24 protein-coding genes are annotated in these 22,742 nt (G+C 69.8%); 13 read left to right on the plus strand and 11 right to left on the minus strand.

The genetic code is table 11. The features are described 5' to 3' along the window. Positions 1-21: 21 nt before the first annotated feature. The 8 genes from KLK06_RS44320 to KLK06_RS44355 all read left to right on the plus strand — a co-directional run bounded on the left by KLK06_RS44320 (position 22) and on the right by KLK06_RS44355 (position 7,782). Complete coding sequence (locus tag KLK06_RS44320; protein ID WP_214641744.1) at positions 22-1,539, plus strand: circularly permuted type 2 ATP-grasp protein; 1,518 nt, start codon at positions 22-24, stop codon at positions 1,537-1,539. A 25-nt stretch (positions 1,540-1,564) separates the two neighbouring features. Next, positions 1,565-2,455, plus strand: coding sequence for an alpha-E domain-containing protein (locus tag KLK06_RS44325; RefSeq protein ID WP_214641745.1), 891 nt, complete (start codon positions 1,565-1,567; stop codon positions 2,453-2,455). Continuing rightward, positions 2,440-3,252: a transglutaminase family protein gene (locus KLK06_RS44330; protein WP_214641746.1), complete on the plus strand. Its 813-nt coding sequence runs from the start codon at positions 2,440-2,442 to the stop codon at positions 3,250-3,252. Before KLK06_RS44325 ends, KLK06_RS44330 begins: the two co-directional genes overlap by 16 nt. A 7-nt stretch (positions 3,253-3,259) precedes the next feature. After that, on the plus strand, positions 3,260-3,685 hold the full coding sequence (locus KLK06_RS44335) for a nucleoside deaminase (protein ID WP_214641747.1): 426 nt from the start codon (positions 3,260-3,262) through the stop codon (positions 3,683-3,685). Then, entirely contained in the window at positions 3,682-4,590 is a 909-nt protein-coding gene (locus tag KLK06_RS44340) for an isopenicillin N synthase family oxygenase (protein ID WP_214641748.1), read from the plus strand. The genes KLK06_RS44335 and KLK06_RS44340 overlap by 4 nt, the downstream gene beginning before the upstream one ends. Further along, positions 4,587-5,945 carry a cytosine permease gene (locus KLK06_RS44345; RefSeq protein ID WP_214641749.1) on the plus strand — a complete coding sequence of 453 codons (1,359 nt, stop codon included), beginning with the start codon at positions 4,587-4,589 and terminating at the stop codon, positions 5,943-5,945. Before KLK06_RS44340 ends, KLK06_RS44345 begins: the two co-directional genes overlap by 4 nt. A 58-nt stretch (positions 5,946-6,003) precedes the next feature. Beyond that, on the plus strand, positions 6,004-6,498 hold the full coding sequence (locus tag KLK06_RS44350) for a hypothetical protein (RefSeq protein WP_214641750.1): 495 nt from the start codon (positions 6,004-6,006) through the stop codon (positions 6,496-6,498). Between the two features lie 120 nt (positions 6,499-6,618). After that, positions 6,619-7,782: an FAD-binding oxidoreductase gene (locus KLK06_RS44355; RefSeq protein WP_214641751.1), complete on the plus strand. Its 1,164-nt coding sequence runs from the start codon at positions 6,619-6,621 to the stop codon at positions 7,780-7,782. A gap of 9 nt (positions 7,783-7,791) precedes the next feature. Here the strand turns inward: KLK06_RS44355 and KLK06_RS44360 are convergent, their stop codons facing one another. The 11 genes from KLK06_RS44360 to KLK06_RS44410 form a co-directional block, all read right to left on the minus strand. After that, entirely contained in the window at positions 7,792-8,901 is a 1,110-nt protein-coding gene (locus tag KLK06_RS44360) for a LacI family DNA-binding transcriptional regulator (RefSeq protein ID WP_214641752.1), read from the minus strand. 20 nt (positions 8,902-8,921) lie between these two features. Then, positions 8,922-9,893 (minus strand): ornithine cyclodeaminase family protein, encoded by a 972-nt coding sequence (locus tag KLK06_RS44365; protein WP_214641753.1) that lies wholly within the window; start codon positions 9,891-9,893, stop codon positions 8,922-8,924. 1 nt (position 9,894) lies between these two features. Further along, positions 9,895-10,659: an amino acid ABC transporter ATP-binding protein gene (locus KLK06_RS44370; protein ID WP_214641754.1), complete on the minus strand. Its 765-nt coding sequence runs from the start codon at positions 10,657-10,659 to the stop codon at positions 9,895-9,897. Beyond that, positions 10,659-11,588 (minus strand): amino acid ABC transporter permease, encoded by a 930-nt coding sequence (locus KLK06_RS44375; RefSeq protein WP_214641755.1) that lies wholly within the window; start codon positions 11,586-11,588, stop codon positions 10,659-10,661. The genes KLK06_RS44370 and KLK06_RS44375 overlap by 1 nt, the downstream gene beginning before the upstream one ends. A 33-nt stretch (positions 11,589-11,621) precedes the next feature. Next, on the minus strand, positions 11,622-12,506 hold the full coding sequence (locus KLK06_RS44380; protein ID WP_214641756.1) for a transporter substrate-binding domain-containing protein: 885 nt from the start codon (positions 12,504-12,506) through the stop codon (positions 11,622-11,624). Continuing rightward, a complete protein-coding gene (locus KLK06_RS44385) occupies positions 12,503-13,348 on the minus strand; it encodes a PfkB family carbohydrate kinase (protein ID WP_214641757.1) in 846 nt (281 codons plus the stop codon). The genes KLK06_RS44380 and KLK06_RS44385 overlap by 4 nt, the downstream gene beginning before the upstream one ends. Then, on the minus strand, positions 13,348-14,379 hold the full coding sequence (locus tag KLK06_RS44390; RefSeq protein WP_214641758.1) for an SIS domain-containing protein: 1,032 nt from the start codon (positions 14,377-14,379) through the stop codon (positions 13,348-13,350). The genes KLK06_RS44385 and KLK06_RS44390 overlap by 1 nt, the downstream gene beginning before the upstream one ends. A 104-nt stretch (positions 14,380-14,483) precedes the next feature. Beyond that, positions 14,484-15,203, minus strand: coding sequence for an ATP-binding cassette domain-containing protein (locus KLK06_RS44395; protein ID WP_308168722.1), 720 nt, complete (start codon positions 15,201-15,203; stop codon positions 14,484-14,486). Positions 15,204-15,205: 2 nt separating this feature from the next. Continuing rightward, a complete protein-coding gene (locus KLK06_RS44400) occupies positions 15,206-16,135 on the minus strand; it encodes a branched-chain amino acid ABC transporter permease (RefSeq protein ID WP_214641760.1) in 930 nt (309 codons plus the stop codon). Next, entirely contained in the window at positions 16,132-16,989 is an 858-nt protein-coding gene (locus tag KLK06_RS44405) for a branched-chain amino acid ABC transporter permease (RefSeq protein WP_250906978.1), read from the minus strand. Before KLK06_RS44405 ends, KLK06_RS44400 begins: the two co-directional genes overlap by 4 nt. Continuing rightward, complete coding sequence (locus KLK06_RS44410) at positions 16,986-18,242, minus strand: ABC transporter substrate-binding protein (RefSeq protein ID WP_214641761.1); 1,257 nt, start codon at positions 18,240-18,242, stop codon at positions 16,986-16,988. Before KLK06_RS44410 ends, KLK06_RS44405 begins: the two co-directional genes overlap by 4 nt. A gap of 119 nt (positions 18,243-18,361) precedes the next feature. Between KLK06_RS44410 and KLK06_RS44415 the strand changes: the two genes are divergently transcribed. Genes KLK06_RS44415 through KLK06_RS44435 form a run of 5 tightly spaced genes read left to right on the plus strand, consistent with a single transcriptional unit; the run spans position 18,362 to position 22,741 of the window. After that, positions 18,362-19,354 (plus strand): helix-turn-helix domain-containing protein, encoded by a 993-nt coding sequence (locus KLK06_RS44415; protein ID WP_214641762.1) that lies wholly within the window; start codon positions 18,362-18,364, stop codon positions 19,352-19,354. A 10-nt stretch (positions 19,355-19,364) separates the two neighbouring features. Beyond that, positions 19,365-20,114, plus strand: a complete 750-nt coding sequence (locus KLK06_RS44420; protein WP_214641763.1) for an SDR family NAD(P)-dependent oxidoreductase — start codon at positions 19,365-19,367, stop codon at positions 20,112-20,114. 41 nt (positions 20,115-20,155) lie between these two features. Then, positions 20,156-21,016 (plus strand): NAD(+)/NADH kinase, encoded by an 861-nt coding sequence (locus KLK06_RS44425; RefSeq protein WP_214641764.1) that lies wholly within the window; start codon positions 20,156-20,158, stop codon positions 21,014-21,016. 43 nt (positions 21,017-21,059) lie between these two features. Next, complete coding sequence (locus tag KLK06_RS44430; protein WP_214641765.1) at positions 21,060-21,773, plus strand: DUF72 domain-containing protein; 714 nt, start codon at positions 21,060-21,062, stop codon at positions 21,771-21,773. After that, entirely contained in the window at positions 21,773-22,741 is a 969-nt protein-coding gene (locus KLK06_RS44435; protein WP_214641766.1) for a magnesium transporter CorA family protein, read from the plus strand. Before KLK06_RS44430 ends, KLK06_RS44435 begins: the two co-directional genes overlap by 1 nt. Position 22,742 lies beyond the last annotated feature (1 nt).

The raw sequence follows: 22,742 nt of genomic DNA on the forward strand, positions 1-22,742 counted from the left end.
TACTCTCCTTAATCTCCGGACATGGCGGACATATTCGACGCTTACTCCCTCGGGTCCGAATCATGGGATGAGATGTTCGAGCGGCCGGGCATCCCCCGGCCGCAGTATCAGGCGCTTTTCGCCGCCCTCCAACCGCTCGGCGTGGACGAGCTGAGATCCAGAGCCGACCAGCTTGCCAGGATGTTCACCGATCGTGGCGTGACCTTCGACTACGCGGGCGAGGAACGGCCTTTCCCGCTCGACCTGATCCCGCGGGTGATCGACGCGGCCGAATGGGATCTCGTGGTGCGCGGCGTCCGGCAACGGATCCGCGCACTCGAGGCGTTCCTGGACGATGTGTACGGCCCGCGCCAGGTCTTCCGTGACGGCGTGATGCCCTGGCAGTTGCTGCACTCCAGCCCCCACTACCACCGGGTCGCACACGGCTGGCGCCCGCCCAACGGCGTACGCGTGCACGTCGGCGGCATCGACCTCATCCGCGACGAGCAGGGCGCCCTGTGCGTGCTCGAAGACAACGTCCGCACCCCCAGCGGGGTCAGCTACGTGCTGGAGAACCGCCTGGCCATGGCCCGGACGCTACCGTCGCTGTTCGCCGAGCAGTTCGTCCGCCCGGTCGAGGAGTACCCGGCCCGGCTGCTGGCCGCGTTGCGCAAGGCGGCCCCCGCCGGAGTCACCGACCCGACCGTCGTCGTGCTCACGCCCGGCGTCTACAACGCCGCCTACTTCGAGCACGCGCTGCTCGCCCGCCTCATGGGGGTGGAGCTGGTCGAGGGGCGCGACCTCATCTGTGAGGGCAACCGCATCTCGATGATCACCACGTACGGCAGGCGGCCCGTCCACGTGGTCTACCGGCGGATCGACGACGACTACCTCGACCCCCTGCACTTCCGCGGCGACTCGGTGCTGGGCTGCCCCGGCCTGGTCAACGCCGCCCGCGCCGGCAACGTCACGATCTCCAACGGCGTCGGCAACGGGGTCGCCGACGACAAGCTCGTCTACACCTACGTGCCCGAGCTGATCGGCTACTACCTCGGTGAGGAGCCCCTCCTGCGCAACGTGGAAACCTACCGGCTGGACAATCCCGACATGCGGGACTGGGCGCTGGAGTCGGCGGCCGAGCTCGTGCTCAAACCGGTGGACGGTGCGGGCGGCAAGGGGATCGTGATCGGTCCGATGGCCACCGCGGGCCAGCTCGCCTCCGTACGGCAGGCCGTACGGGACCATCCGCGAGGCTGGATCGCCCAGCGGCCGGTGATGCTGTCCACCTCGCCCACCTGGATCGGCGAGCGGCCGGTGCCGCGCCATATCGACCTGCGGCCCTTCGCGGTCAACGACGGCGACGACGTGTGGCTGCTGCCCGGCGGCCTGACCCGCGTCGCGCTGCCGGAGGGCGAACTGGTGGTCAACTCCAGCCGGGGCGGCGGCTCCAAGGACACGTGGGTGCTCGGCAACACGCACGCTCCGATGGCCTCGGTCACCGCTCCGCCTGTCGCCCAGTGGAGCCCGAGCAGGGTCGCGGCGGGGACCGAGGAACAATGACCCGCCCGTACGAGGAGGACCCGCGATGACTCGCCCGCTGCTCAGCCGCATCGCCGAGACCCTGTACTGGATCGGCCGCTACATCGAACGCGCCGACGACACCGCCCGGATCCTCGACGTGTCCGCGCACCGCATGCTGGACGAGCCCGAGACGTGCCGCTCCATCTGCGCCACTCTCGGCATCCTGCAGCCTGAGCCGTTGAGCGCCACCATGATGATCCGGCGGCTCGCCTACGACCTGGACGAACCCGCCTCGATCGCCGCGTCGGTCAGAGCGGCCAGGGACAGCGCCCGTGGCGTGCGAGAGGTGATCTCCAGCGAGGCGTGGGAATGTCTCAACGTCACCTGGCACCAGCTCCGCCGTCTCCCGACGGTCGCACCGCACGGCTACCTGGCATTCGTCCGCGAGCGGGCCGCGCTGTTCTTCGGACTGGCCGACGCGACGATGAGCAGGGACGACTGCTGGCGGTTCATCGTGCTGGGCCGGAGTCTGGAGCGGGTGGACATGACGACCAGGCTGCTGGCCGTACACCTGCCCGGAGACAGGCGGCTGCTGCTGCAGGCCAGCGGCGCCGATGAGTCCTTCACCCGCACGCACGGCGCCCACGCCGACCATGCCCTCGAGTTCCTGCTGCTGGACAACCTGTTCCCGCGCTCGGTCCTCTACTCGCTGCTGACGGCGGAGAAATGCTTGCAGGCGCTGACGCCCGCCAGGGTCAGAGCCGGGGTCGCCGATCCCGCGCTGGCCGCGATCGGCCGGGTACGCACCGGTCTGCAGTACACGGATCTCGCCCAGTTGCAGGACCGGGTGCCCGAGCTGCTCGTCACCCTGCAGGAGGCGTGCGCGTCCGCTTGTGAGGCGATCGGCGAGCGGTTCTTCCAGCAGAGGGAGGAGCTGGCATGGGTTGGCGCCTGATGGTCCGCCACCTGACGCTGATGGAGTACGCCGACGAGGCGCGGTCCTCCTTCAACGAGGTGCGGATGACGCCGGCGACCGGTGTGCTGTCGAGCCGCATCGTCGTGCAGCCCGCCGCCCACATCTACACCTACCAGGACTACTGGGGCACGACGGTGAGTGCCTTCGACGTGTCCCATCCGCACCGTTCGCTGTCGGTCGAGGCGGTCAGCCGGGTGGAGACGACCGGGCCCCGCAGGCCCCGGTCCGTCGCCGGGACGCCCGATCCGTCCATGAGCGAGCTGCTCGGGCCTACCCCCGCGACCTCCGTCAGCGACGAGCTGGCAGAGCTCGCCACGGTACAGGCGAGCGGGCGCGACCCGCATGAGGGCGCCGAGGCGATCTGCGCGGTGGTCGCCGCCCGCGTGGCCTATATGCCGGGCTCGACCGGCGTGCGGACCTCCGGGCAGGAGGCGTGGGACCAGGGCAAGGGCGTCTGCCAGGACATGGCCCACCTGACCGTCGGCATGCTCCGCGCCGCCGGCCTGCCCGCCCGCTATGTCTCCGGCTACCTCCATCCCAAGCCCGACGCCGAGATCGGCGAGCCGGTGGAGGGGCAGAGCCACGCCTGGGTGGAGTACTGGGCGGGGGAGTGGCTTCCCCTCGACCCCACGAACGGCTCCCCGGTCGGCGAGGCCCACGTCGTGGTGGCCCGCGGCCGCGACTACTCCGACGTCCCTCCCCTGAAGGGCGTCTATCAGGGCCCGCGGGAAAGCCGTCAGGAAATCACGGTGACCGTCACCCGCCTGAGGGGATAGTCGGAACATGCTGGAAGTAGCGCTGGAAGAGGCAAGAAAGGGATTCGCCGAAGGCGGTGTCCCGGTGGGAGCGGCGTTGTTCGCGGCGGACGGCACGCTGCTGGGCCGTGGACGCAACCGCAGGGTCCAGGACGGCGACCCGTCGGTGCACGGGGAGACCGCGGCGTTCCGCGACGCCGGCCGGCAGCCCACCTACCGGGGCACGACCATGGTGACCACACTGTCGCCCTGCTGGTACTGCAGCGGGCTGATCCGTCAGTTCGGCATCTCGCATCTCGTCGTGGGGGAGTGCCGGACCTTCATGGGCCAGCACGAGTGGCTCGCCCGGCACGGCGTGGACGTCGTGGTGCTCGACTCCCAGGAATGCGTCGACCTCATGACCGCCTTCATCGCCGCCAACCCCACGCTGTGGAATGAGGACATCGGCAAATGATCCCCGTCATCGACCTTCAAGGCGAGTCCGTGCCGGAGCGGGTGGACGCCGCCCTCCGCGAGTTCGGATTCCTGCTGATCACCGGCCACGGCGTCCCCGCCGAACTCCGCTCCGACGTCCGGCGGGCGGCCAAGCGCTTCTTCGCCCTCCCGGGCGAGGTCAAGGAGCGGTACGCGGCCACCGTGGGGGAGCGGGGCTGGCTGCCACCAGGCGTGGAGGCCAACGGCTACGCCGAGGGCACGCCCACACCACCCGATCTGAAGGAGACCTTCGCCGTCGGAGCCGACCAGCCGATCGGCCATCCCCGCATCGATCGCGAATGGTTCCTCCAGAACGTGTGGCCCCCCGAGGTGCCCGAGCTGGAGTCGCTGGTCACCGCGTACCTGACCCAGATGCGCGCGCTCGCCGACCGGCTGCTGCTGATCTGCGCGCAGGCCCTCGGCGTCGAGGTGGACTTCTTCACCTCAAGGGCCGACCACCCGACCTTCACCATGAACATCAACCGCTACCCCCCGCTGTCGCAGATCGGGCCGCCCGAGCCGGGCCAGTTCAGGATCGGCCCGCATACCGACTTCGGCACCGTCACGATCCTGGACCGTCAGCTGGGCGTCGGCGGCCTCCAGGTCTTCACCCTCGACGGCGAGTGGATCGACGCCCCCTACGTGCCGGACGCCCTCACGATCAACATCGGCGACCTGCTGGCCCGCTGGACCGGTGAGCGCTGGCGCTCGACCCGCCACCGCGTCCTGCCCCCCGACCCGTCGGCCCCCGATGAGGAGCTGGTGTCGCTCATCTACTTCTACGAGTGCAACCCCCTCACCGAGGTGGTGCCGCTCACCGGTGACGCCGAGCCCGTCATCGCATCCGACTACCTCATGGAGAAGCTGAGGGCGATCACGATATGACCGTTGTACGCGAAGGCACCTACGGCGACAAAGTCGCCGCGATCGAGCCGGGCGGTTTGGAGTTCATCCCCCTGTCGGAGCGGCACGGCAAGCCTTCGGGCCTGTTATGGACCTGGATGTCGCCGAACCTGGAGTTCGCCACGATCTTCCTCGGCGTGCTCGCCGTGGCGGCCTTCAAGCTCAGCTTCTGGCAGGCGGTCCTGGCCTGCGCCGTGGGCAGCGGCCTCGGCGCGATCACGCACGGCATCCTGTCGGCCCAGGGACCTGCCTCCGGAGTGCCGCAGATGGTGCTCGGACGGCTGCCCTTCGGCTACTGGGGCAACATCCTGCCTGCCGCGTTCAACTCGGTGGCCGCCGGGATCGGCTGGTTCGCGGTCAACAGCGTCAGCGCCGCGCTCGCCCTCAACACGCTGACCGGACTGCCCGCCTGGCTCTGCCTGGCCATCGCCGTGACGGCCATGGTGGCGCTCGGCTTCTTCGGCCACAACCTCGTCCAGGCCTTCGAACGCTTCGCCTTCCCCGTGCTCGCGGTGATCCTGCTCGTCACCTCGGCCATCATCGTGTCCCAGGCCGACCTGGGCTACGCGGGCGAGGGCGGCGGGATGGGCGGCTTCCTGCTGGCCGTCGGCGCCTCCTTCGGCTACGCCGCCGGCTGGAACCCGTACGCCGCCGACTACACCCGCTACCTGCCGCCCGACTCCTCCCGCCGGGCGGTCGGCCTCTCGGCCGGGCTCGGCGTGTTCATCTCCTGCGTGATCCTGCAGACCGTCGGCGCGGCGTCCGTGACCATCGCCGGAGGTGACCCGCTCGGCCAGCCCACCAGCGCGTTCACCCAGCACCTGCCCGGCCCGGTGGCCGCGCTGACGCTGCTCGCGATCGCCCTCGGCGCGGTCGCGGCCAACGCGCTCAACGTCTACTCGGGCGCGATGTCGCTGCTCGCGCTGGGGGTACGGCTTCCGCTGCACCTCCGCAGAGCCATCATGGCCCTGGCCTGCGGGGCGATCAGCTTCACCGTGGCGCTGTCCGGGCTGGACGACGCCGGGCACAAGTACGAGGCGTTCCTCCTGGTCATCGCCTACTGGATCGGCCCGTGGCTGGGCGTGGTGCTGACGGATCTGTTCCTGCGCCGCGGCGGGGAGCCGCCTCCGGTGCTGTTCGACAGGCGGCACACCAACTGGGCGGGCCCGATCGCGATGATCGTCGGGGTCGTCGTGTCGGTCTGGCTCTTCTCCAACCAGCAGCAGTACGTCGGCCTGATCCCCAAGCAGGTCCCCGCGGTCGGCGACATCGCCTTCGAGGTCGGCTTCCTCATCTCGGCCGGCCTCTACCTGGCGCTGAAACGCAGGACTTCATGACAGGCTTGCCGCTATGGGATTCGGGGTTCGTCAGTTCGAGCTGACCTTGATGCATCGGATGCGTGATCTCAACGCCGAGCGGGTGGAGGATGCGCTCATAGACATGGGCGCGTCCCGGGCCGAGCTTCGCGCCGCCCACACCCAATGGACGAAAATGTCCCACTCCGTGCGGACGTCGAAGGGGCTGGCCGGGTTGCGGACGGTGCTCGGCCCGCCGTCATACCAGGGCAAGGCCACGATCGGGAGCCTGACCTGCGACGTGGCTCGCTGGGCGCTGCCGTCCTGGCCGGACCTGGAGTTCGAGGTGCTGCTCGGGCCTGAGGGCGCGGTGTGGAACCAGTGGTTCGTCCGTCCGCACGGCGACAAGGCGCTGGCCTTCGCGGACCTGATTCCGTGGGGGTGCGTGGTCGCCGACGTCGCTGCGAGCTTCCCCGGGGCCGCCCAGGGCGAGGGTTCGGCTCCGCACCACTGGGTGGTCGACTTCGCCCACGAAGGTACGGACTATCGGGCTCGTTTCGTATACGGCCTGTACCAGCGTCTCGACCGCGCCTGAGGGGGCGGACTCAAAGCGTAAGAACCTCTTCGGCTACGCCCACAGATGACCGTGCTCGACCGCTTCCTCCCACTCCGGGCGTTCCGCGATCCTAGAGGTATCAAGGGAGGGAACTGGTCGATGAACGAAACCGGACGCGAGCTGCCCGCGCGGGCCTCAGCGGTCATCATCGGGGGCGGCGCAATGGGCGTCAGCTCGGCCTACGCGCTGGCCGCGGCCGGAGTCACCGACGTGGTCCTGGTCGACAAGGGGCCGCTGGGCTCCGGCTCGACCTCGAAGGCCGCCGGGGGAGTGCGCGCGCAGTTCTCCGACCGGGTCAACATCGAGCTCGCCGCCCGCAGCCTCGAGACGTTCGAGACCTTCGCCGGCCGCTTCGGGCAGGAGATCGACCTGCACCAGGTGGGCTACCTGTTCCTGCTCGACTCGCCCGAGTCCGTCGCGGAGTTCGCGAAGAACGTCGCGATCCAGAACGACCTGGGCGTGCCCAGCCGGATGATCTCGGTGCGCGAGGCCGCGGAGCTGTCGCCGCTGATCGACACCGACGGGCTGCTCGCCGCCGCCTACTCGCCCACCGACGGCCACTGCACGCCCGAATCCGTGGTGCTCGGCTACGCGGGCGCGGCCCGCCGGCTCGGCGCCCGGCTGCTGCCCAACTGCGCCGCGACCGGCATCGAGACGGTGGACGGCCGCATCGTCGCCGTCCACACCGACGGCGGCCGGATCGAGACCGACACCGTGATCTGCGCGGCCGGCGCCTGGTCGAGCCCCATCGGCGCGTGGGTGGGCGTCGACCTGCCGGTAAGCCCGCTGCGCAGGCAGATCCTGATCACCGAGCCGGTCCCCGATCTGCCGCCCATGACGTTCACCATCGACTTCGGCACCACGTTCTACTTCCACCGGGAAGGCCCCGGCCTGCTGCTGGGCATGTCCGATCCGGACGAGACGCCGGGGTTCAAGCTCGACCGGTCCGACGCCTGGCTGCCGAGGCTGGGCGAGGCCATGGCCCACCGCGCCCCGGCGCTGATGGAGACCGGCATCGCCACCGGATGGGCCGGCCTGTACGAAGTGACGCCGGACCACAACGCGCTCATCGGGACCGCCCCGAACGTCGACAGGTTCATCTACGCCACCGGCTTCTCCGGCCACGGCTTCCTGATGAGCCCGGCCGTCGGGGAGGTGGTCCGCGACCTCTACCTGGAACGGACACCGTTCGTCGACGTCACCGGTCTCGACGCGAGCCGCTTCGTCCTGGCCGGGGCCAGGCCCGAGCTCAACATCGTCTGACGGGACCGGCTATCCGAGGGAGCGCACGCTGTCCCGGCCGAGGAAACGGGCCGGGATGACGGTGCGCTGGCCTCGTACGGCACCCGAAGAGCCGGAGATCTGGGCGAACAGCCGGTCGGCGGCGGCACGTCCCATGTCGTAGGCGGACTGCACCACGACCGAGATCTGGGGGCGCACCAGCGTGGTCCACTCCAGGTCGTCGAACCCGAGTAACGACATCTGCTCGGGAATGGGGATGTCCCGCTTGGAGAGCAGCGAGAACGCGCTCTTCGTCATGTAGCTGTCGGCCGTGAACAGCGCGCTCGGCGGGTGCTCGAGCGCGAGCATCGCGGCCACCGCGTCCAGCCGGCGCTCCGGCTCGCCGTGCGGTACGAGGGCGATGAGACCGCGGTCCACCGGGAGTCCCGCCGCGGTCAGTGCCCGGAGATAGCCCCGCACGCGGTCGAGTGACGGCCGGGAGGGGCCGACGACACTGGCCCGGACCTTGCCGATCCGAAGCGCGGGCGGCTCCTCGCGCTGTACGGAACCGAGGAAGGCGATCCGCCGGTGCCCCTGGCTGATGAGGTGGTCGATCGCGGCCGCGGTCGCCGCTTCGTTGTCCGCCACGACGCTGTCGATGCCGATGTCGCTGAGCTGCCGGTCGAGCGAGACGACCGGAACCTCGGCTCCGGTCAGGGCGTCGATGTGGCCGTGCTCGCGGACCGAGACCGGGGTGATGATGATGCCGTCGACCTTGTGCGACAGCAGGACCCGGGTGGCTTGCTGTTCCTGGCTCAGCTGGTCGTCGGTGTTCATGGCGATGACCTGGGAGCCCTCGCGCAGCGCGACATCGCAGATGCCCCGCATGGCGCTGGAGAAGAAGGCGTCGGAGATGTCGGCACAGACGAATCCGATGACGTCGGACTTGCCGCTGCGCATCGTACGGGCGATCCGGTCCGGCTCGTATCCGAGCTCCCGGACCGCCTCGGTCACCCGATCGACGATCTCCTGGCTGGAGTAGCCGTAGCCGCCGAGTACGCGCGAGGCGCTGGCCCGTGAGACCCCCGCGCGGGCCGCGACATCTTTGAGACTGGGCCGCGACCGCTTGGAGCTTCCCGATGATCCGGGTTCAGTCGCCACGATCAGTTTCCTCTTCCAGCTCAAAAGGAGATGCGGGTGCCGACGCCGCTCGCGCGAGCGTGAGTGTACGCACGCCAGGCCAGCGTCGCATCCTGGATGCCGAGGCCGTTGCTGTGGAACACTACAGTTTCTCCGCTTCCGGTGCGTCCCGGATGATCACCTCGCAGCACGTCGGCGAGCGGTCGTACCGCGTCCTCACCGAGCACCCCTGCCTTGACCGCCTCCACTACCGGGCCGTTCGACCGCAGTGCCTGCTCGGGCAGGTCGGTGAAGATCAGCTCGGCCCGTTCGGAGCAGGCGAGGTCGAGTTCGCGCCGGTCCGGAGCGTACGAGCCCATCGTCAGCACGGTGGTGCCCGGCCGCAGCCAGGCTCCCTCGACCACCGGCGTGCGACTGAGCGTGCAGGTGGCGATGGTACGGCTCCGCTCGCACAGGTCCTGGGGCGACGCGGCCACCTCGACCGGCAGGCCGGACAGGCGCTCGCCGAGTCCGCGGCGATGGAGGCTCGGGCTCCACATCAGGAAGCGCTCGACCGGCATCAGCTCGCTGATCAGCCGCACGAACTCGGTGGCCTGCACTCCGGCGCCCAGGACGCCGACCGTGTGCGGCCGCTCGGGAGAAAGGGTGCGCGCCGCGGAGACCAGGCCGCCGGCGGTGCGCAGCGTGGTGATCGTCGTGCCGTTCAGCACCCCGACGGTCTGGCCGGACTCGGGGTCGTGCACGGTGACCGTCGCGTGTACCGTCGGCAGGCCTCGTTCCCCGTTCCGGGGATGCTGGGTGCCGGTCTTGAACACGACGCCGGTGTCACCACCAGCGATGGCGCTGTGCGCGAACGCGATGCTGTCCGGTGCGAAGGTCGCGTAGTGCGTGTGCGCCGACCGTACGTGTCCGCTCGTGGTGGCCAGGAGGAAGGCGTGGTCCTGCGAGTCCACCACGTCCGCGGCGCCGAGCACGGCGCGGATGTCCGCGTCCGACAGAACGAGAGTGTCCATGTCAGAGCACCCTGGACAGGAAGGAGCGGGTGCGCTCATGCTCGGGCGCGGCGAAGATCTGCTCCGGTGGGCCGGCCTCGACGAGGCAGCCGCCGTCCATGAAGACCACGTGGTCGGCGACGTCGCGGGCGAAGGCCATCTCGTGGGTGACCACGACCATGGTCATCCCCTCGTAGGCCAGGTCCTTCATGACGTCGAGGACATCACCGACGAGCTCAGGGTCGAGCGCGGAGGTGGGCTCGTCGAAGAGCATGAGCTTGGGCCGCATGGCCAGCGAGCGGGCGATCGCGACCCGCTGCATCTGGCCTCCGGACAGCGACTCGGGGAAGGCGTCGGCCTTCTCGGCCAGGCCCACCTTGGAGAGCAGGTCCATCGCCTGTTCGCGGGCGCTCTTGCGGTCCAGGCCGTTGACGATGATCGGGCCCTCGGTCACGTTCTCGATGACCCGGCGGTGCGGGAAGAGATGGAAGCCCTGGAAGACCATGCCCATCTGACGGCGCTGCACCGCCAGTTGGGCCGAGGTCATCTCGTGCAGGCTCGCGCCCTTCCAGCGGAAGCCGATCGGCTCTCCCTCCAGGTAGACGTGCCCGCTGTCCGGGACCTCCAGCCAGTTGACGCAGCGCAGGAGGGTGCTCTTTCCGGAGCCGGACGGGCCGATGACGCACTGCACCTGACCGGCGTGCACGTCCAAGGACACATCGCGCAGCACGTGGTTCCTGCCGAACGACTTGTTGACCTGCTCGATCCGCAGGAGGGGAAGGTTCATCACGCTTTTCCGAACGAGGGGAGGAATCGCAGCCGTCTGGTGTTTCCCGCCGGGCCCGCCGTGGCGCGGGTCAGCGTCAGCCGCTTCTCGAAGTGCTGCTGGGCCACGGTGAGCAGCGTGGTCAGCACCAGATACCAGATGGTCGCCACGAGCAGGAGCGGGATCGTCTTGTAGTTGCGGGAGTAGATCATCTGGGCGCTGTACAGCAGATCCGGGGTGGCCAGGACACTCACCAGCGAGGTGAACTTCAGCATCGAGATGAGGTCGTTGCCGATCGGCGGGATGACGATGCGCAGCGCCTGCGGGAGCACGATCCGCCGCATCACCTGGGATGTGGACATTCCGATCACCAGCGCGGCCTCCGTCTGTCCCTTGGAGACCGCTTGGATTCCGGCGCGGATCATCTCCGCGGCGTACGCGCTCTCGGTCAGGGCGAGGCCGAGAATGGCCGCCGAGAACGACGAGATGACGGTGTTGGTGTCCCACGACCTCAGCACGGGACCGAAGGGGATGCCCAGCTTGAGCTCCGGGATCAGCGTGGCCAGGTTGAACCAGAACACCATCTGCACCAGGGGCGGCACACCGCGGAAGAACCACAACCACAGCCAGCTCACCGACCTGAACAACGGGTTGGCGGAGAGCCGCATCATCGCCAGCAGGATGCCGAGGGCCAGCCCGAACACCATGGCGAGCACGGTCAGCTCGAGGGTCGTGACGAGACCGCCGAGGATCTCGGCGTCGAAGAGATACTCGAGCACCACCGACCAGCGCATGTTCTCGTTCGTGACCAGCAGGTGCACGAACATCGCGATCAGCAGGAGGAGCACAACCCCTCCCACCCACCACCACGGATGCCGGAGCGGCACTTTTCGCACGCCCTGGGCGCTGCGGAACGTACCGCCCTCTGCCGGGTCGCTGGCAACCGTCATCGTCGGCTCCTTCACGGGGTGGGGTAGGGCGGGTCAGCCTTCGGGGTTGGCCTTGGTGATGAGGACGGCGGTCTTGAGGTCGCCCTGGCTGGTCACGCCCCAGCCGGAACGGATCTTGGCGTACGTGCCGTCGTCGATGACCGCTTGGAGCGCCGCCTTGAGCGCCGGGCCCAGCGGGCTGTCCTTCTTCACGCCCAGGCCGTTGTAGACGGCGTTCACGAGCAGATCTGAGGTTTCGAGCTGGCCGGTCTGCTTCGCGCTGTACTTCAGCTTGCCGGAGCCGGCGGCGACCAGCTGGACCCGGCCCGAGGTGACGGCCAGCTCAGCGGAGGGCTGGTCCTTGAACTGCTGGATCTTCATGGGGTTCGAGCCGCAGGTCTTGGCGTTGTTCTCGGTGAGGTACTTGTACTCCCACGCCCCGGTGAGCACCGCCACGGTCTTGCCGCACGTGTCCTGGATCGCCTTGATGTTCAGCCCAGACCCCTTCTTCCAGCCGAAGGCGGTCCCCTCCTTCTGGAGGGGGACGAAGTCCAGGCTCTCCAAACGCTCGGAGGTCACCCCGAGGGAGGCCACGGCCACGTCGTACCGGCCGTTGTCCAGCCCGGGGATGATCATGTCGAAGCCGGTCGCCGTGTACGTGAAGGCCACGCCCATCTTGGCCGACAGCGCCTTGGCCAGCTCCACGCTCCAGCCCTTGATCTGGCCGCTCTCGACGTACTCCTCAGGTGCCCAGTCTCCGAAGACCGCGACCTTGGCGTTGGTGAGGTCCTTGGGGACGAGCTTGGCGATCGCCGGATCTCCGGCCGGCTGCTTCGCCGGCGCGGTCGCGGCCCCCACTGTGCTCGGGGAGGTGCCGCCACAGGCCGAGAGGAGGAGTGCCGCGCACAACGGCAGCGCGATCTTGCAGATACCGGTCATGTCCATTCCTTTGCTGCTAAGGCGGTTAGGTGGGTCAGATCCGAGGACATCGGCGAGGGGTGCCCGAAGGCGCCGAGGGAGGTGCAGACCTGGGCGGCGTGCGCGGACGCGCGCCGGAGGGCCGCCCGCTTGCCCAGGCCGGAGGTCAGGCCGGTCAGGACATGCGCGATGAAGGTGTCTCCGGCCCCCAGCGTGTCGACCACGTCGACCCGCACGGCCGGCTCCGCGAGCAGCTCGCGGCCGTCGAACAGCAGCGCGCCCGCCGCTCCCCGGGTCGCCACGGCGACTCGGGCGCCCTCGCCGCAGGCCCAGCGCAGGAGGTCGCCGGTCTCCGCCTCGCTCAGCTGCGAGGCCGAGAAGAAGGCATAGCTGACCTGCGGGATCACCTTGGCCGCGTAGTCGTCGCCGGTGTGCGCGTCGAAGTCGAACGAGAGGGGCACGCGCTCCGCGATGGCCGTGAGCTGCTCGTCCAGGTGCGCCGAGTAGCTGGAGTGCGCGAGCTCGTGGGTCGCGATGAAGTCCAGCTCCTCGTCCTCGAGCCGGAACCGGGCCACCCCCCGGTCGTACGGGCCGAAGGTGCGCTCGCCGCCGACATTGATGACCGTGGCGTATCCCGTCGGCCCGGCCGGCCGGCGCAGGTGCGAGACGTCGACCCCTTCCGCCCGCAGGGCCTCGGCGAGCTGATCGCCGCGCTGGTCCTGCCCGGCCGCGCCGATGTAGGAAGCGCGCGCGCCGGAACGCGCCGCGTGAACGGCCACGTTCACGCAGTTGCCGCCCGGATACATGCGCGCCGCCTCCGGGTAGCAGTCGGTGATGTTGTCGCCAACAGCGGCGAGCCGCATCAGTACTCGACCCTCCACATGTAGCGGCGCTCGTTCAGCGGACGGCCGGAGAACGCCTCGAAGTGCTGGGCCAGCCGGGCGGTCACGCAGCTCGCCATGACGAACGCGCCGATGGTGCCGCGCTGCCGCGCCGGCACCCCGGGCAGCGACAGCGCGGCGCTGTCGATGACGTGGTTGCGGGTGTTGTACCGCTCCAGGAAGCGGATGGCCCGCTGTCCCATCGGTCGGGTGGCGTCCTCGCCGAGCAGCACGATCACCGGTACGTCGCCGTCGACGACCTCGAAGGCGCCGTGCAGGAATTCACCCGAGCCCGTGGCGACCGCGTGCTTGGTCTGCATCTCCTGCAGGTAGCAGGCGGCGAAGGTCTGGGCCGCGCCCTCCAGGGGGCCGGAGCCGAGGACGTACACGCAGGCCTCGTCCGTACACGCGGCCGCGATGTCGCGCAGGTGGTCGTCCAACTCGTGCACCGAGGTCTCGAAGGCCGCCGAGCAGTTGCGGAAGGCGGACACGGCCTCGTCGTAGTCGTCGGCGACGCCCTGCGCCTTGAGCAGGGCGTACGCGATGAATCCCTGGAGTACCTGCTTGGCCTCCACGCTGCGGTGGAGCACCACGTCGGCCGCCTCCTTGGCGACGATGCTCTCCGGGTCCTTCGTGACGAGCAGCACCGGCGCCCCGGCCTCCCGGGCGAAACGGACGGCCCGCGCCGTCTCGGGGGTGCCGCCGTTGGTGCTGCCGGCGATCACGATCGAGTCAGGGCCGAGAGCGGCGGGCTTGCGCAGCAGGAACTCGTCCGCGTTGAGGGCAAGGGCCGGGATCGGGGAGCGTTCCAGGAGGAAGCGCATGGCGCCGAACATGAACAGCGATCCGCCACAGCCCACCAGGTAGATGGCACGAGTCGTCGGCCTGAGCGCCTTCTCCACGAAACCGGTCACCTGGGCCTCGATCTCCGGCGTCACCGCCTGATCGAGGTCGGCGCGGAAAGTCTCGGGAATCCGCCCCAAAGGACGGAGGGGCTGGCGGACCTGGCTCATCGGGCGCTCCCATGTGAGATCGATCTCAGAATGAGGTAGATGATGCCGGTCCGTGAACAGGCGCGTCAAGGCTGACCGACGGGAATCCGCTGCCCCGGCCCTGATCATCTGGGGTCGGTACCCAGGAAGACCTCTCGCACTGCCGGGGCGGCCAGCACCTCCTCGGGGCGGCCGTCGCCGATGATGCGGCCGGCCGCCAGGCAGAGCAGGCGGTCCACCGTGCCGGTCAGCGCCCGTACGACGTGCTCGATCCAGATCACGGCCAGCCCGTCCCGCGCGCGGGCCGTCGCGATGATCTCCACCAGCTCCGTCACCTCGGGGTCAGTCAGGCCGCCGGCCACCTCGTCCAGGAGCAGCAGCTTCGGGCGGGTCGAGAGGGCGCGGGCGAGTTCGAGGCGTTTGCGGTGGAGCAGGCCTAGCCGCTCGGCGGGGCGGTCGGCCAGCTCCGTCAGGCCGGTCTCCGCCAGCACCCGAATGGCGAGCGAGAGGCCGGCCCGGCCGCGTGCCCCGGCGCCCTGCTCCGCCGCGACCAGCAGGTTCTCCAGTACGGTCATGCCCTCGAAGGGCCGCGGGACCTGATACGTACGGCCGATGCCGAGGCGGCACCGCGCTGAGGCATCGAGCCGCGTCACCGGGCGGCCGTCGAAGCGGACCTCGCCCGCGTCCGGCGCCAGGTCGCCGGAGATGATCCCGAACAGGCTCGTCTTGCCCGCGCCGTTCGGCCCGACGACGCCGACCGCCTCGCCCGGCCGTACGGCGAGCGACAACGAGTCGGCGACCGTCACGCGGCCGAACCGCTTGGTGATCCGGTCGAGCTCCAGCACGTTCACTCCAGCCGATAGCCGATGGGAAAGACGGGCCGCCCCAGCCGTCCCCAGAGGCCGCGCGGGGCGAAGAGGGTGACGGCGATGGCCACGGCGCCGAGCAGGACCAGGTACCACGGGCCGTACCCGGACAGGGCCTGTTGCAGGCCGAAGAAGATCAGCGCGCCGGCCACGGGACCCTCGATCGTGCCGATGCCGCCGATGAGGACCATGAACATCATCGAGACGCTGTACTGCACTCCAAAGATCGACCCGGGCTGGACGTACAGGGTGTACACGAAGAGCAGCGCCCCGACCGCGCCGGTTCCGGACGCGGCCAGGCAGTACGCCCACCGCCGCGTGCGGTCCACCCGGACGCCGGAGCTCGCCGCCGCCACCGGGTCGCTCTGTACGGCGCGCGCTCGCAGCCCGAACCCGCCGCGGGCCAGGAGCCAGACGCCGAGCACCGAGCAGGCGGCCAGGCCGAGCGCCCACCAGTAGGTGACCGCCTGGCGTACCAGAGGCTCGTAGCCGCCGAGCCCCGGCAGGGCGACGCCGGTGTTGCCGCCGAGTGCGGGCGACAGCGTGACGGCCAGCCGGAAGATCTCCGCCAGGACCCAGGTCGCCACCGCGAAGTGGCCGCCGGACAGCCGCAGGACGGGGAAGGAGACCGGCACCGCGACCGCGCCCGCGACCAGGGCCGCGAGCGGGATGCCGAGGAACGGGTCGAGCCCGCGGGCGGCGAGCAGGTAGAGGGCGTAGGCGCCGATGCCGAGGTAGGCCTGCTGCCCGAACGAGGTCAGACCGGCGAAGCCGGCCAGCAGGTTCCACAGCGTGGCCAGGGCCACCAGGGAGAACAAGCCGATCAGCGGCTGCTCGGCCACCGGGCCCAGGGTGTACGGCACGGCCGCCAGCGCCAGTAGCAGGACGGTCGCCGCGATGACCCGCGTCATGAGAGCAGCCCGCGCGGCCGTACGACGAGCACGGTGAAGAACAGCACGTGTACGGCGAGGACGGCGAAGCGGACGTCCCACAGGCCCACGAGCTGCTGCGTCACCCCGAGCACGATGCCGCCGAGCAGCGTCCCCCACAGCGAGCCGAGCCCGCCGACGACGACCGCCTCGAAGGCGAAGATCAGCGTCAGACCGCCCGCGTAGGGGTCGAAGGTGGCGGTCAGCCCGATGTACACCCCGGCCAGTACGGCCGTGGCCACGGCGATGCCCGCCACGCAGGCGAACACCGGCCGCACCCGGATGCCGACCAGCCGGGCCGTCTCCAGATCGTCGGCCGTGGCGCGGATCCGCCGCCCGAACGCCGTGCGCCTCAGCAGCAGGTGCAGCGTGCCGAGCACCGCCACGGCCAGCAGGAACCCGATCACCCGCAGCCAGGACAGCGTCAGGTCGCCGATCGTGAACCCGGCCATCGCCAGGCGCCCGCCGTCCAGCGAACGCGGATCGGCCGACGCGCCTGTGACCAGCAGGTTCTGGATCATGACCGACAGCCCGAACGTCACCAGCACCGGAGCGAGCACCCCGCCCCGCAGCGCCCGCTGGAACAGCACCAGTTGCAGCAGCACACCGGCCGCGAAGGCGATGGGCAGGATCAGCGGCAGCGTGACCGCCACCGGGACGCCGAGACCTGTCGCCAGCACCAGCGCGAGATAGGCGCCGCACACCGCCAGGTCGCCATGGGCGATGTTGACCAGCCGCATGACGCCGAATGCGAGCGACAGCCCGCAGGCGATGAGTGCGTACGCCCCGCCCAGCAGCACGCCCTGCACGATCCCCGTGACCAACCCCATGATCATCGCAGCGGCTTGACCTCGCCCTGGGCGGGGATCGCCGGATCCAGTGAATTGTCCACGATGACCAGCTCGTACTTCCCCGAGCCGGCCTTCCGCCACTGGCCGAGCAGGTCGGGCGCCAGCGAGACGTTCTTCGACGGGCCCGCGGTGAAGTCGTACTTGCCGCTGATCGCCTGTCCCTTCAGTGTGCCGATCGCCGCCGCGAGCGCCGAACGGTCCTTCGGGTCGGCCGCGGCCTTGAAGGCGGCGACCGCGATCTCGAACAGCGCGTGGTTGAAGCCCATCGGCGGCGTCCACTGCCGCCCGGTGCCGCTGACATAGCCGTCGGCGAACGCCTGGGCGGTGGTGCCGTCCAGCGACGAGCGGTAGGGGAAGCCGGACGACCACCAGACGGGCGCGACGATGTTCTCCGCCAGCTCGCCGAGGGTCTCGGCGACGCTGGGGAACAGCATGGCCTTCGCCACGGACACGACCTTCGGCCGGAACCGGTTCTGCGCGGCCTGCCGCCAGAACGTCACCCAGTCCGGCGGGATCGGCGCCGCCTGGAGGATCTCCACATCCCCCTTCTTGAAGGCCGAGATGATCGAGGTGTAGTCCTGCGCGCCGTCCTCGTAGGCGCCGGAGCCGACCAGCTTCCAGCCCAGCTCCTTGGACTTGGCCGTCACGAACTTCCGGTACAGCTCGCCGTCGGTGTCGTTCGGCCACAGGCCGCCGACCACGTGGTTGGTGCCGAGTCCGGCCCACAGCTCGGCGAACACGCCGACCTCCTGCTGTGTGCCGATGAAGTGCAGGTAGGAGTAGGTCGGCGCGGCCCGCCCGGTGGCCCAGATCTCCCACGGGCAGATCGTCGCCACGCAGGGGACCTGCGCGGCCTCGCACTGGTCCGACACCGGGTTCGTGGTGTCCGGCGTGGAGGTGGCCAGCACGATGTCCACCTTGTCCTGCTGGATGAGCTCGGCCGCGACCTGGGCGGCGCGGGCGGCGTTCGACTGCGTGTCCTTGGTGACGATCTCGACGGGGTACGTCTTCCCGCCGATGGACAGGCCCTTGGCCAGGGCTGTGCGGACCTTGCCGAGCACGTAGTCGTTCGACTCGCCGAAGACCGCCAGCGGGCCGGTCTGCGGGCTGACATAGCCGATCTTCAGGCTCTGGCTCGTCCCGGCCGGACTCTCCTTGAGCCCCGACGAGCAACCGGCGAGGGCCGCCGTACCGAGCACGCCGAGAAACGCGCGCCGTGTCGGCTTGATGGTGTCCACTGGCCGCCTCCGCTCCACGACAGGGCGTCCGAAACATTCTGAAATTTCCTGCCATGCGGGGTCTTGTTCGACAGGGAACATCGCTTGACTGCCAGTGCATGGCTTCTCAAGCTGATCCCATGCCCTACCTCGCGCGAACCGGTGACGTACCTCAGGCCGAACGCCGGGACTACTGGCAGCACGTCGTCTCCGACGCCTTCGTCCCCCTGGAGGTGTCGTTCCCCCGCGCGGACGGCGCGTTCGACGGACTGCTGCGCGGCGCCACCATGGGCGCGCTGAGCATCTGCGACGTCGACACCGGCGCGCACGCCGCCCGTCGCACCCCCAAGCTCGTCACGACCTCACCCGCCGGGTGCTACAAGCTGGGCCTCATGGTCCGGGGCAGCGGTGTGCTCTGCCAGGACGGCCGCGAAGCGGCGCTGGCCCCGGGGGAGTTCGCCGTGTACGACACCGACCGCCCGTACACGCTGGCCTTCACGGAGGCGTCCCGGCTGCTCGTGCTGATCTTCCCACGCGCGATGCTCGGGCTGCCGCCCGACCGGATCGCGCGGGTGACCGCCACCACGCTCTCCGGACAGCACGGCCTCGGGGCGCTGCTCGGCCCGTTCCTGCTGGGGATCGGCGGGCTGCTCGGCGAGGTCGACGATCGCAGCGGTGTACGGCTGGCGGGCAACGTCGTGGACCTGGTCGCCACGACCCTGGCCGACCGCCTCGAGCTCACCGTGGCCGACTCCGACGGCGGCAGGCACGCCCTGTTCCTGCGGATCACCTCGTTCATCGAGGTACGGCTCGGCGACGCCGATCTCGGCCCCGGCGACATCGCGGCCGCGCATCACATCTCGACCCGCTACCTGCACAAGCTGTTCCACGCCGAGGGCACCACGGTGTCGACCTGGATCAGGGAACGTCGCCTGGAGCGATGCGGCCGCGACCTGCGCGATCCCCTGCAGAATGCCCGGCCGGTGAGCGCGATCGGCACCAGATGGGGATATGCCGACGCCGCCCACTTCAGCCGGATCTTCAAAGCGGCGTTCGGGACCTCGCCGCGAGAGTACCGCCACGGTCAAGCGGTGTGCGCTCGGCGGCAAGACAGGGATTCGCCCCTGGCCTGACCATGAGTCCATGGGACGTCTGGACGGCAAGGTGGCGCTGATCACCGGTGGCGAGGGCAGCCTGGGGATGGCCACCGCGCGGCTGTTCACGGCCGAGGGGGCGCAGGTCATGCTGGCCGGCATCGACGAGGAGCGGCTGCGTGCCGGCGGCGCCGAACTCGGCTGCGCCTGGACGGTCGCCGACGTGTCCGACTCCGGGCAGGTTCAGGCCGCGGTGCGGGCGGTGATCGAGCGGTTCGCCCGGCTGGACGTGGTCGTCAGCAACGCCGGGGTCTTCGGCGTGGTCGCGCCGGTCGTCGACTACCCCGACGACGTCTTCGACCGCGTGCTCGCCGTACACGTGCGGGGGACGTTCCTCGTCTGCAAGCACGCGCTGCCGGTGATGAGCGATGGCGGCAGCGTCATCATCACCTCCAGCGTGGTCGGACTGACCTCGGACGCGGGCGTCGGCGCCTACGCGACGGCCAAACACGCGCTGGTCGGGCTCATGCGTACCGTCGCCAAGGAGGTGGCGCCGCGGGGGATCAGGGTCAACACGATCCATCCCGGCCCCGTGGACAACGACTTCCAGCGGGCCGTCGAGACGGCCGCGACGGGAGCCCCCGCCGAGGAGGCGGCCGCGCTCTTCAACGCGCACATCCCCCTCGCCAGGCACGCGATCCCGGAGGAGGTCGGCCGGGTGATCCTCTTCCTCGCCGGCGACGACAGCTCCTTCGTGACCGGCAGCCCGATCCCGGTCGACGGAGGGATGAGCATCTGACCGGCGTACGGCGGACGTGAGAGCACCCATAAGCTGGCCACATGGGCATGGTCGGTACGGTCGGGCTGGTGTTGCATCCCAGGCGCGACTCCAAAGAGGCGATCGACACCATCCTGAGCTGGGCCGCCGGCAAGGGAGTCACCGTCATGGGGCTGCCCGAGGAGGTCGGCCGCATCGACTGCAGCGCCGTGGCGGTCGACGTCGACATGCTGGTCGAGCGGGCCGATCTGCTGGTGAGCCTCGGCGGTGACGGGACGATGCTGCGCACCATGCGGCTCATCGCCGGCCGGAAGACGCCGGTGCTCGGGGTGAACCTGGGGCGGCTGGGGTTCCTGGCCGAGATCGACGTCGAGGAGTTGCCCGCCACCCTGTCCGCCATCGACGGCCACCGCTACACCGTCGAGCCGCGCATGGCCGTGCGGACCAAGATCGACGGGAACGCGGAGCTGATCGCGTTCAACGACATCGCGCTGGTGCGCATCCCGGGCGACGGCATGGCCGCTGTGAGCGTCATGCCGGGTGGTGATCCGTTCGTGCGCTACGCGGCCGACGCCGTGATCGTGGCCACGACCACCGGGTCCACCGCCTACAGCTTCGCCGCGGGCGGGCCGATCGTGTCGCCGCGGGTGGAAGGGCTGCTCGTCGTGCCCGCCGCCGCCCACTCCTCGTTCAACCGGGCGCTGGTCCTGCCCGCCGACGAGGACGTGACGCTGGAGCTGCTGCCGTCGAGCGGGCGGCTGGCGGTGGAGGTGGACGGGGCGGTGCTGGGGCATCTGTGTCCCGGTGACCGCATCACGGTGTCAGCCTTGCCGGGCGCGGCCAAGGTGGTGCGGCTGGGGACGACGTTCTACGAGCGGGCCCGGCGCAAGCTGCGGGTGGACGGCAGCGCCGAGGTCGACTGAGCCCAGAAGATAGGGGCGCCTTCCACGGGGTAGGCGCACGGGCATGGCGACGCTGGTGGGCACGTCCGGGTGGCAGTACAAAGACTGGCGCGGCATCTTCTATCCGCAGGAGGTCCCGCAGCGCCTCTGGCTGGAGACCTACGCTGAGACGTTCCGCACCGTCGAGAGCAACAACGCCTTCTACCGCCTGCCCTCACCCGAGTCCTTCGCCGCCTGGCGGGACCGCACGCCCGACGGGTTCGTGATGGCCGTCAAGGCGAGCAGGTTCCTCACCCACATCAAGCGGCTGGCCGATCCGGCGGAGCCGGTGGAGCGGCTGATGAACGCCGCCTCGGCGCTCAAGGACAAGCTCGGCCCGATCCTCGTCCAGCTCCCGCCGACCCTGAAGGCCGATCCGGACCGGCTCGCCCGCTGCCTGGACTGCTTCCCGAAGCACGTGCGCGTCGCGGTCGAGCCCAGGCATCCGTCGTGGTGGACGGAGGAGGTCCGCGAGATCCTGGCGGCCCGCGACGCCGCCCTGTGCTGGGCCGACCGCCTCGGCAGGCCGCAGAACCCGTTCTGGCGCACCGCCGGCTGGGGATACGTGCGGCTGCACGAGGGCCGGGCCACCCCCGGTCCGTCGTACGGTGACACGTCGCTGAAGACCTGGGCCAGGCGGGTGGGGGAAGCCGATTGGCGCGATGCCTATGTCTACTTCAACAACGATCTCGGGGGAGCGGCTGTGCGTAACGCGCTGCGCTTTGCCAGACTCGTCTAGTGCATACCCGCCTGTATAGGAACGGTGTCCTGGAGAAGGAGGGCTTCCCGGTCGAGGAAGTCTCCGACTACGTGGACGACGAGGCCAACACCGTCTGGTTCGACCTGTGCTCGCCGACGCCGGAGGACCTCGCCGTCGTCGGTGAGGAGCTCGGCTTGCACGAGCTCGCGGTCGAGGACGTGCTGACCGACCACCAACGCCCTAAAGTGGACATCTACCAGAATCACCTGTTCATCACCGTGTACGGGGTGCACTTCGACGACGGCCGGCTCGACCCGGTCGAGGTCAACGCCTTCGTGACGAAGAACGCCCTGGTCACCGTCCGCGAGAGCGATCACTTCGACATCGGCGAGGTGGTCAAGCGCTGGGACGCCAACAAACGGATGGCCGAGCACGGCGTGGCGTTCCTGCTGCACGCCCTGCTCGACTATGTGGTCGACGAGCAGTTCGACCTCGTCCAGGAGTTCGACGGCAAGGTGGAGAACCTGGAGGACCTGCTGTTCGAGGAGGCCCCGATCGACGGCAGGCAACTGCAGCGCACCATGTACGACCTGCGGAAGAACATGGCGAGCTTCCGCAAGATCACCATGCCGATGCGCGAGGTGGTCGGCGGCCTGCTCCGCCGTGACCAGGAGCTGATCGCCGACCCGGTCATGGCGCCCTACTACGAGGACGTCTACGACCACGTGGTGCGCGTGACTGAGCTGACGGAGTCGCTGCGCGACCTGCTGGCCAACATGCGGGAGACCCGCCTCGCCCAGCAGGGGTTCCGGCTGAACGAGATCATGAAGCGGGTCACCAGCTGGGCGGCGATCATCGCGGTGCCGACCGCGATCACCGGCTTCTACGGCATGAACGTGCCCTTCCCGGGCGAAGGTCAGCCCTGGGGCGTCTGGTTGTCGTCGACGCTGGTGGCCGTGGCCTCCGTCGCGCTGTACGTGGTGTTCAAGAAGAAGGACTGGCTATAGG

The sequence above is a fragment of the Nonomuraea sp. NEAU-A123 genome (assembly GCF_018603905.1).
Classification (GTDB): Bacteria; Actinomycetota; Actinomycetes; order Streptosporangiales; family Streptosporangiaceae; genus Nonomuraea.

Bases quoted from the DNA above. Each gene is read 5' to 3' on its own strand.
- KLK06_RS44345 (WP_214641749.1), top strand. From the start codon at position 4,587: ATGACCGTTGTACGCGAAGGCACCTACGGCGACAAAGTCGCCGCGATC.
- KLK06_RS44340 (WP_214641748.1), top strand. From the start codon at position 3,682: ATGATCCCCGTCATCGACCTTCAAGGCGAGTCCGTGCCGGAGCGGGTG.
- KLK06_RS44420 (WP_214641763.1), top strand. From the start codon at position 19,365: ATGGGACGTCTGGACGGCAAGGTGGCGCTGATCACCGGTGGCGAGGGC.
- KLK06_RS44405 (WP_250906978.1), bottom strand. From the start codon at position 16,989: ATGATCATGGGGTTGGTCACGGGGATCGTGCAGGGCGTGCTGCTGGGC.
- KLK06_RS44415 (WP_214641762.1), top strand. From the start codon at position 18,362: ATGCCCTACCTCGCGCGAACCGGTGACGTACCTCAGGCCGAACGCCGG.
- KLK06_RS44375 (WP_214641755.1), bottom strand. From the start codon at position 11,588: ATGACGGTTGCCAGCGACCCGGCAGAGGGCGGTACGTTCCGCAGCGCC.
- KLK06_RS44350 (WP_214641750.1), top strand. From the start codon at position 6,004: ATGCGTGATCTCAACGCCGAGCGGGTGGAGGATGCGCTCATAGACATG.
- KLK06_RS44390 (WP_214641758.1), bottom strand. From the start codon at position 14,379: ATGAGCCAGGTCCGCCAGCCCCTCCGTCCTTTGGGGCGGATTCCCGAG.
- KLK06_RS44400 (WP_214641760.1), bottom strand. From the start codon at position 16,135: ATGACGCGGGTCATCGCGGCGACCGTCCTGCTACTGGCGCTGGCGGCC.
- KLK06_RS44430 (WP_214641765.1), top strand. From the start codon at position 21,060: ATGGCGACGCTGGTGGGCACGTCCGGGTGGCAGTACAAAGACTGGCGC.
- KLK06_RS44425 (WP_214641764.1), top strand. From the start codon at position 20,156: ATGGGCATGGTCGGTACGGTCGGGCTGGTGTTGCATCCCAGGCGCGAC.
- KLK06_RS44325 (WP_214641745.1), top strand. From the start codon at position 1,565: ATGACTCGCCCGCTGCTCAGCCGCATCGCCGAGACCCTGTACTGGATC.
- KLK06_RS44365 (WP_214641753.1), bottom strand. From the start codon at position 9,893: ATGGACACTCTCGTTCTGTCGGACGCGGACATCCGCGCCGTGCTCGGC.
- KLK06_RS44370 (WP_214641754.1), bottom strand. From the start codon at position 10,659: ATGAACCTTCCCCTCCTGCGGATCGAGCAGGTCAACAAGTCGTTCGGC.
- KLK06_RS44330 (WP_214641746.1), top strand. From the start codon at position 2,440: ATGGGTTGGCGCCTGATGGTCCGCCACCTGACGCTGATGGAGTACGCC.
- KLK06_RS44335 (WP_214641747.1), top strand. From the start codon at position 3,260: ATGCTGGAAGTAGCGCTGGAAGAGGCAAGAAAGGGATTCGCCGAAGGC.
- KLK06_RS44320 (WP_214641744.1), top strand. From the start codon at position 22: ATGGCGGACATATTCGACGCTTACTCCCTCGGGTCCGAATCATGGGAT.
- KLK06_RS44385 (WP_214641757.1), bottom strand. From the start codon at position 13,348: ATGCGGCTCGCCGCTGTTGGCGACAACATCACCGACTGCTACCCGGAG.
- KLK06_RS44355 (WP_214641751.1), top strand. From the start codon at position 6,619: ATGAACGAAACCGGACGCGAGCTGCCCGCGCGGGCCTCAGCGGTCATC.
- KLK06_RS44380 (WP_214641756.1), bottom strand. From the start codon at position 12,506: ATGACCGGTATCTGCAAGATCGCGCTGCCGTTGTGCGCGGCACTCCTC.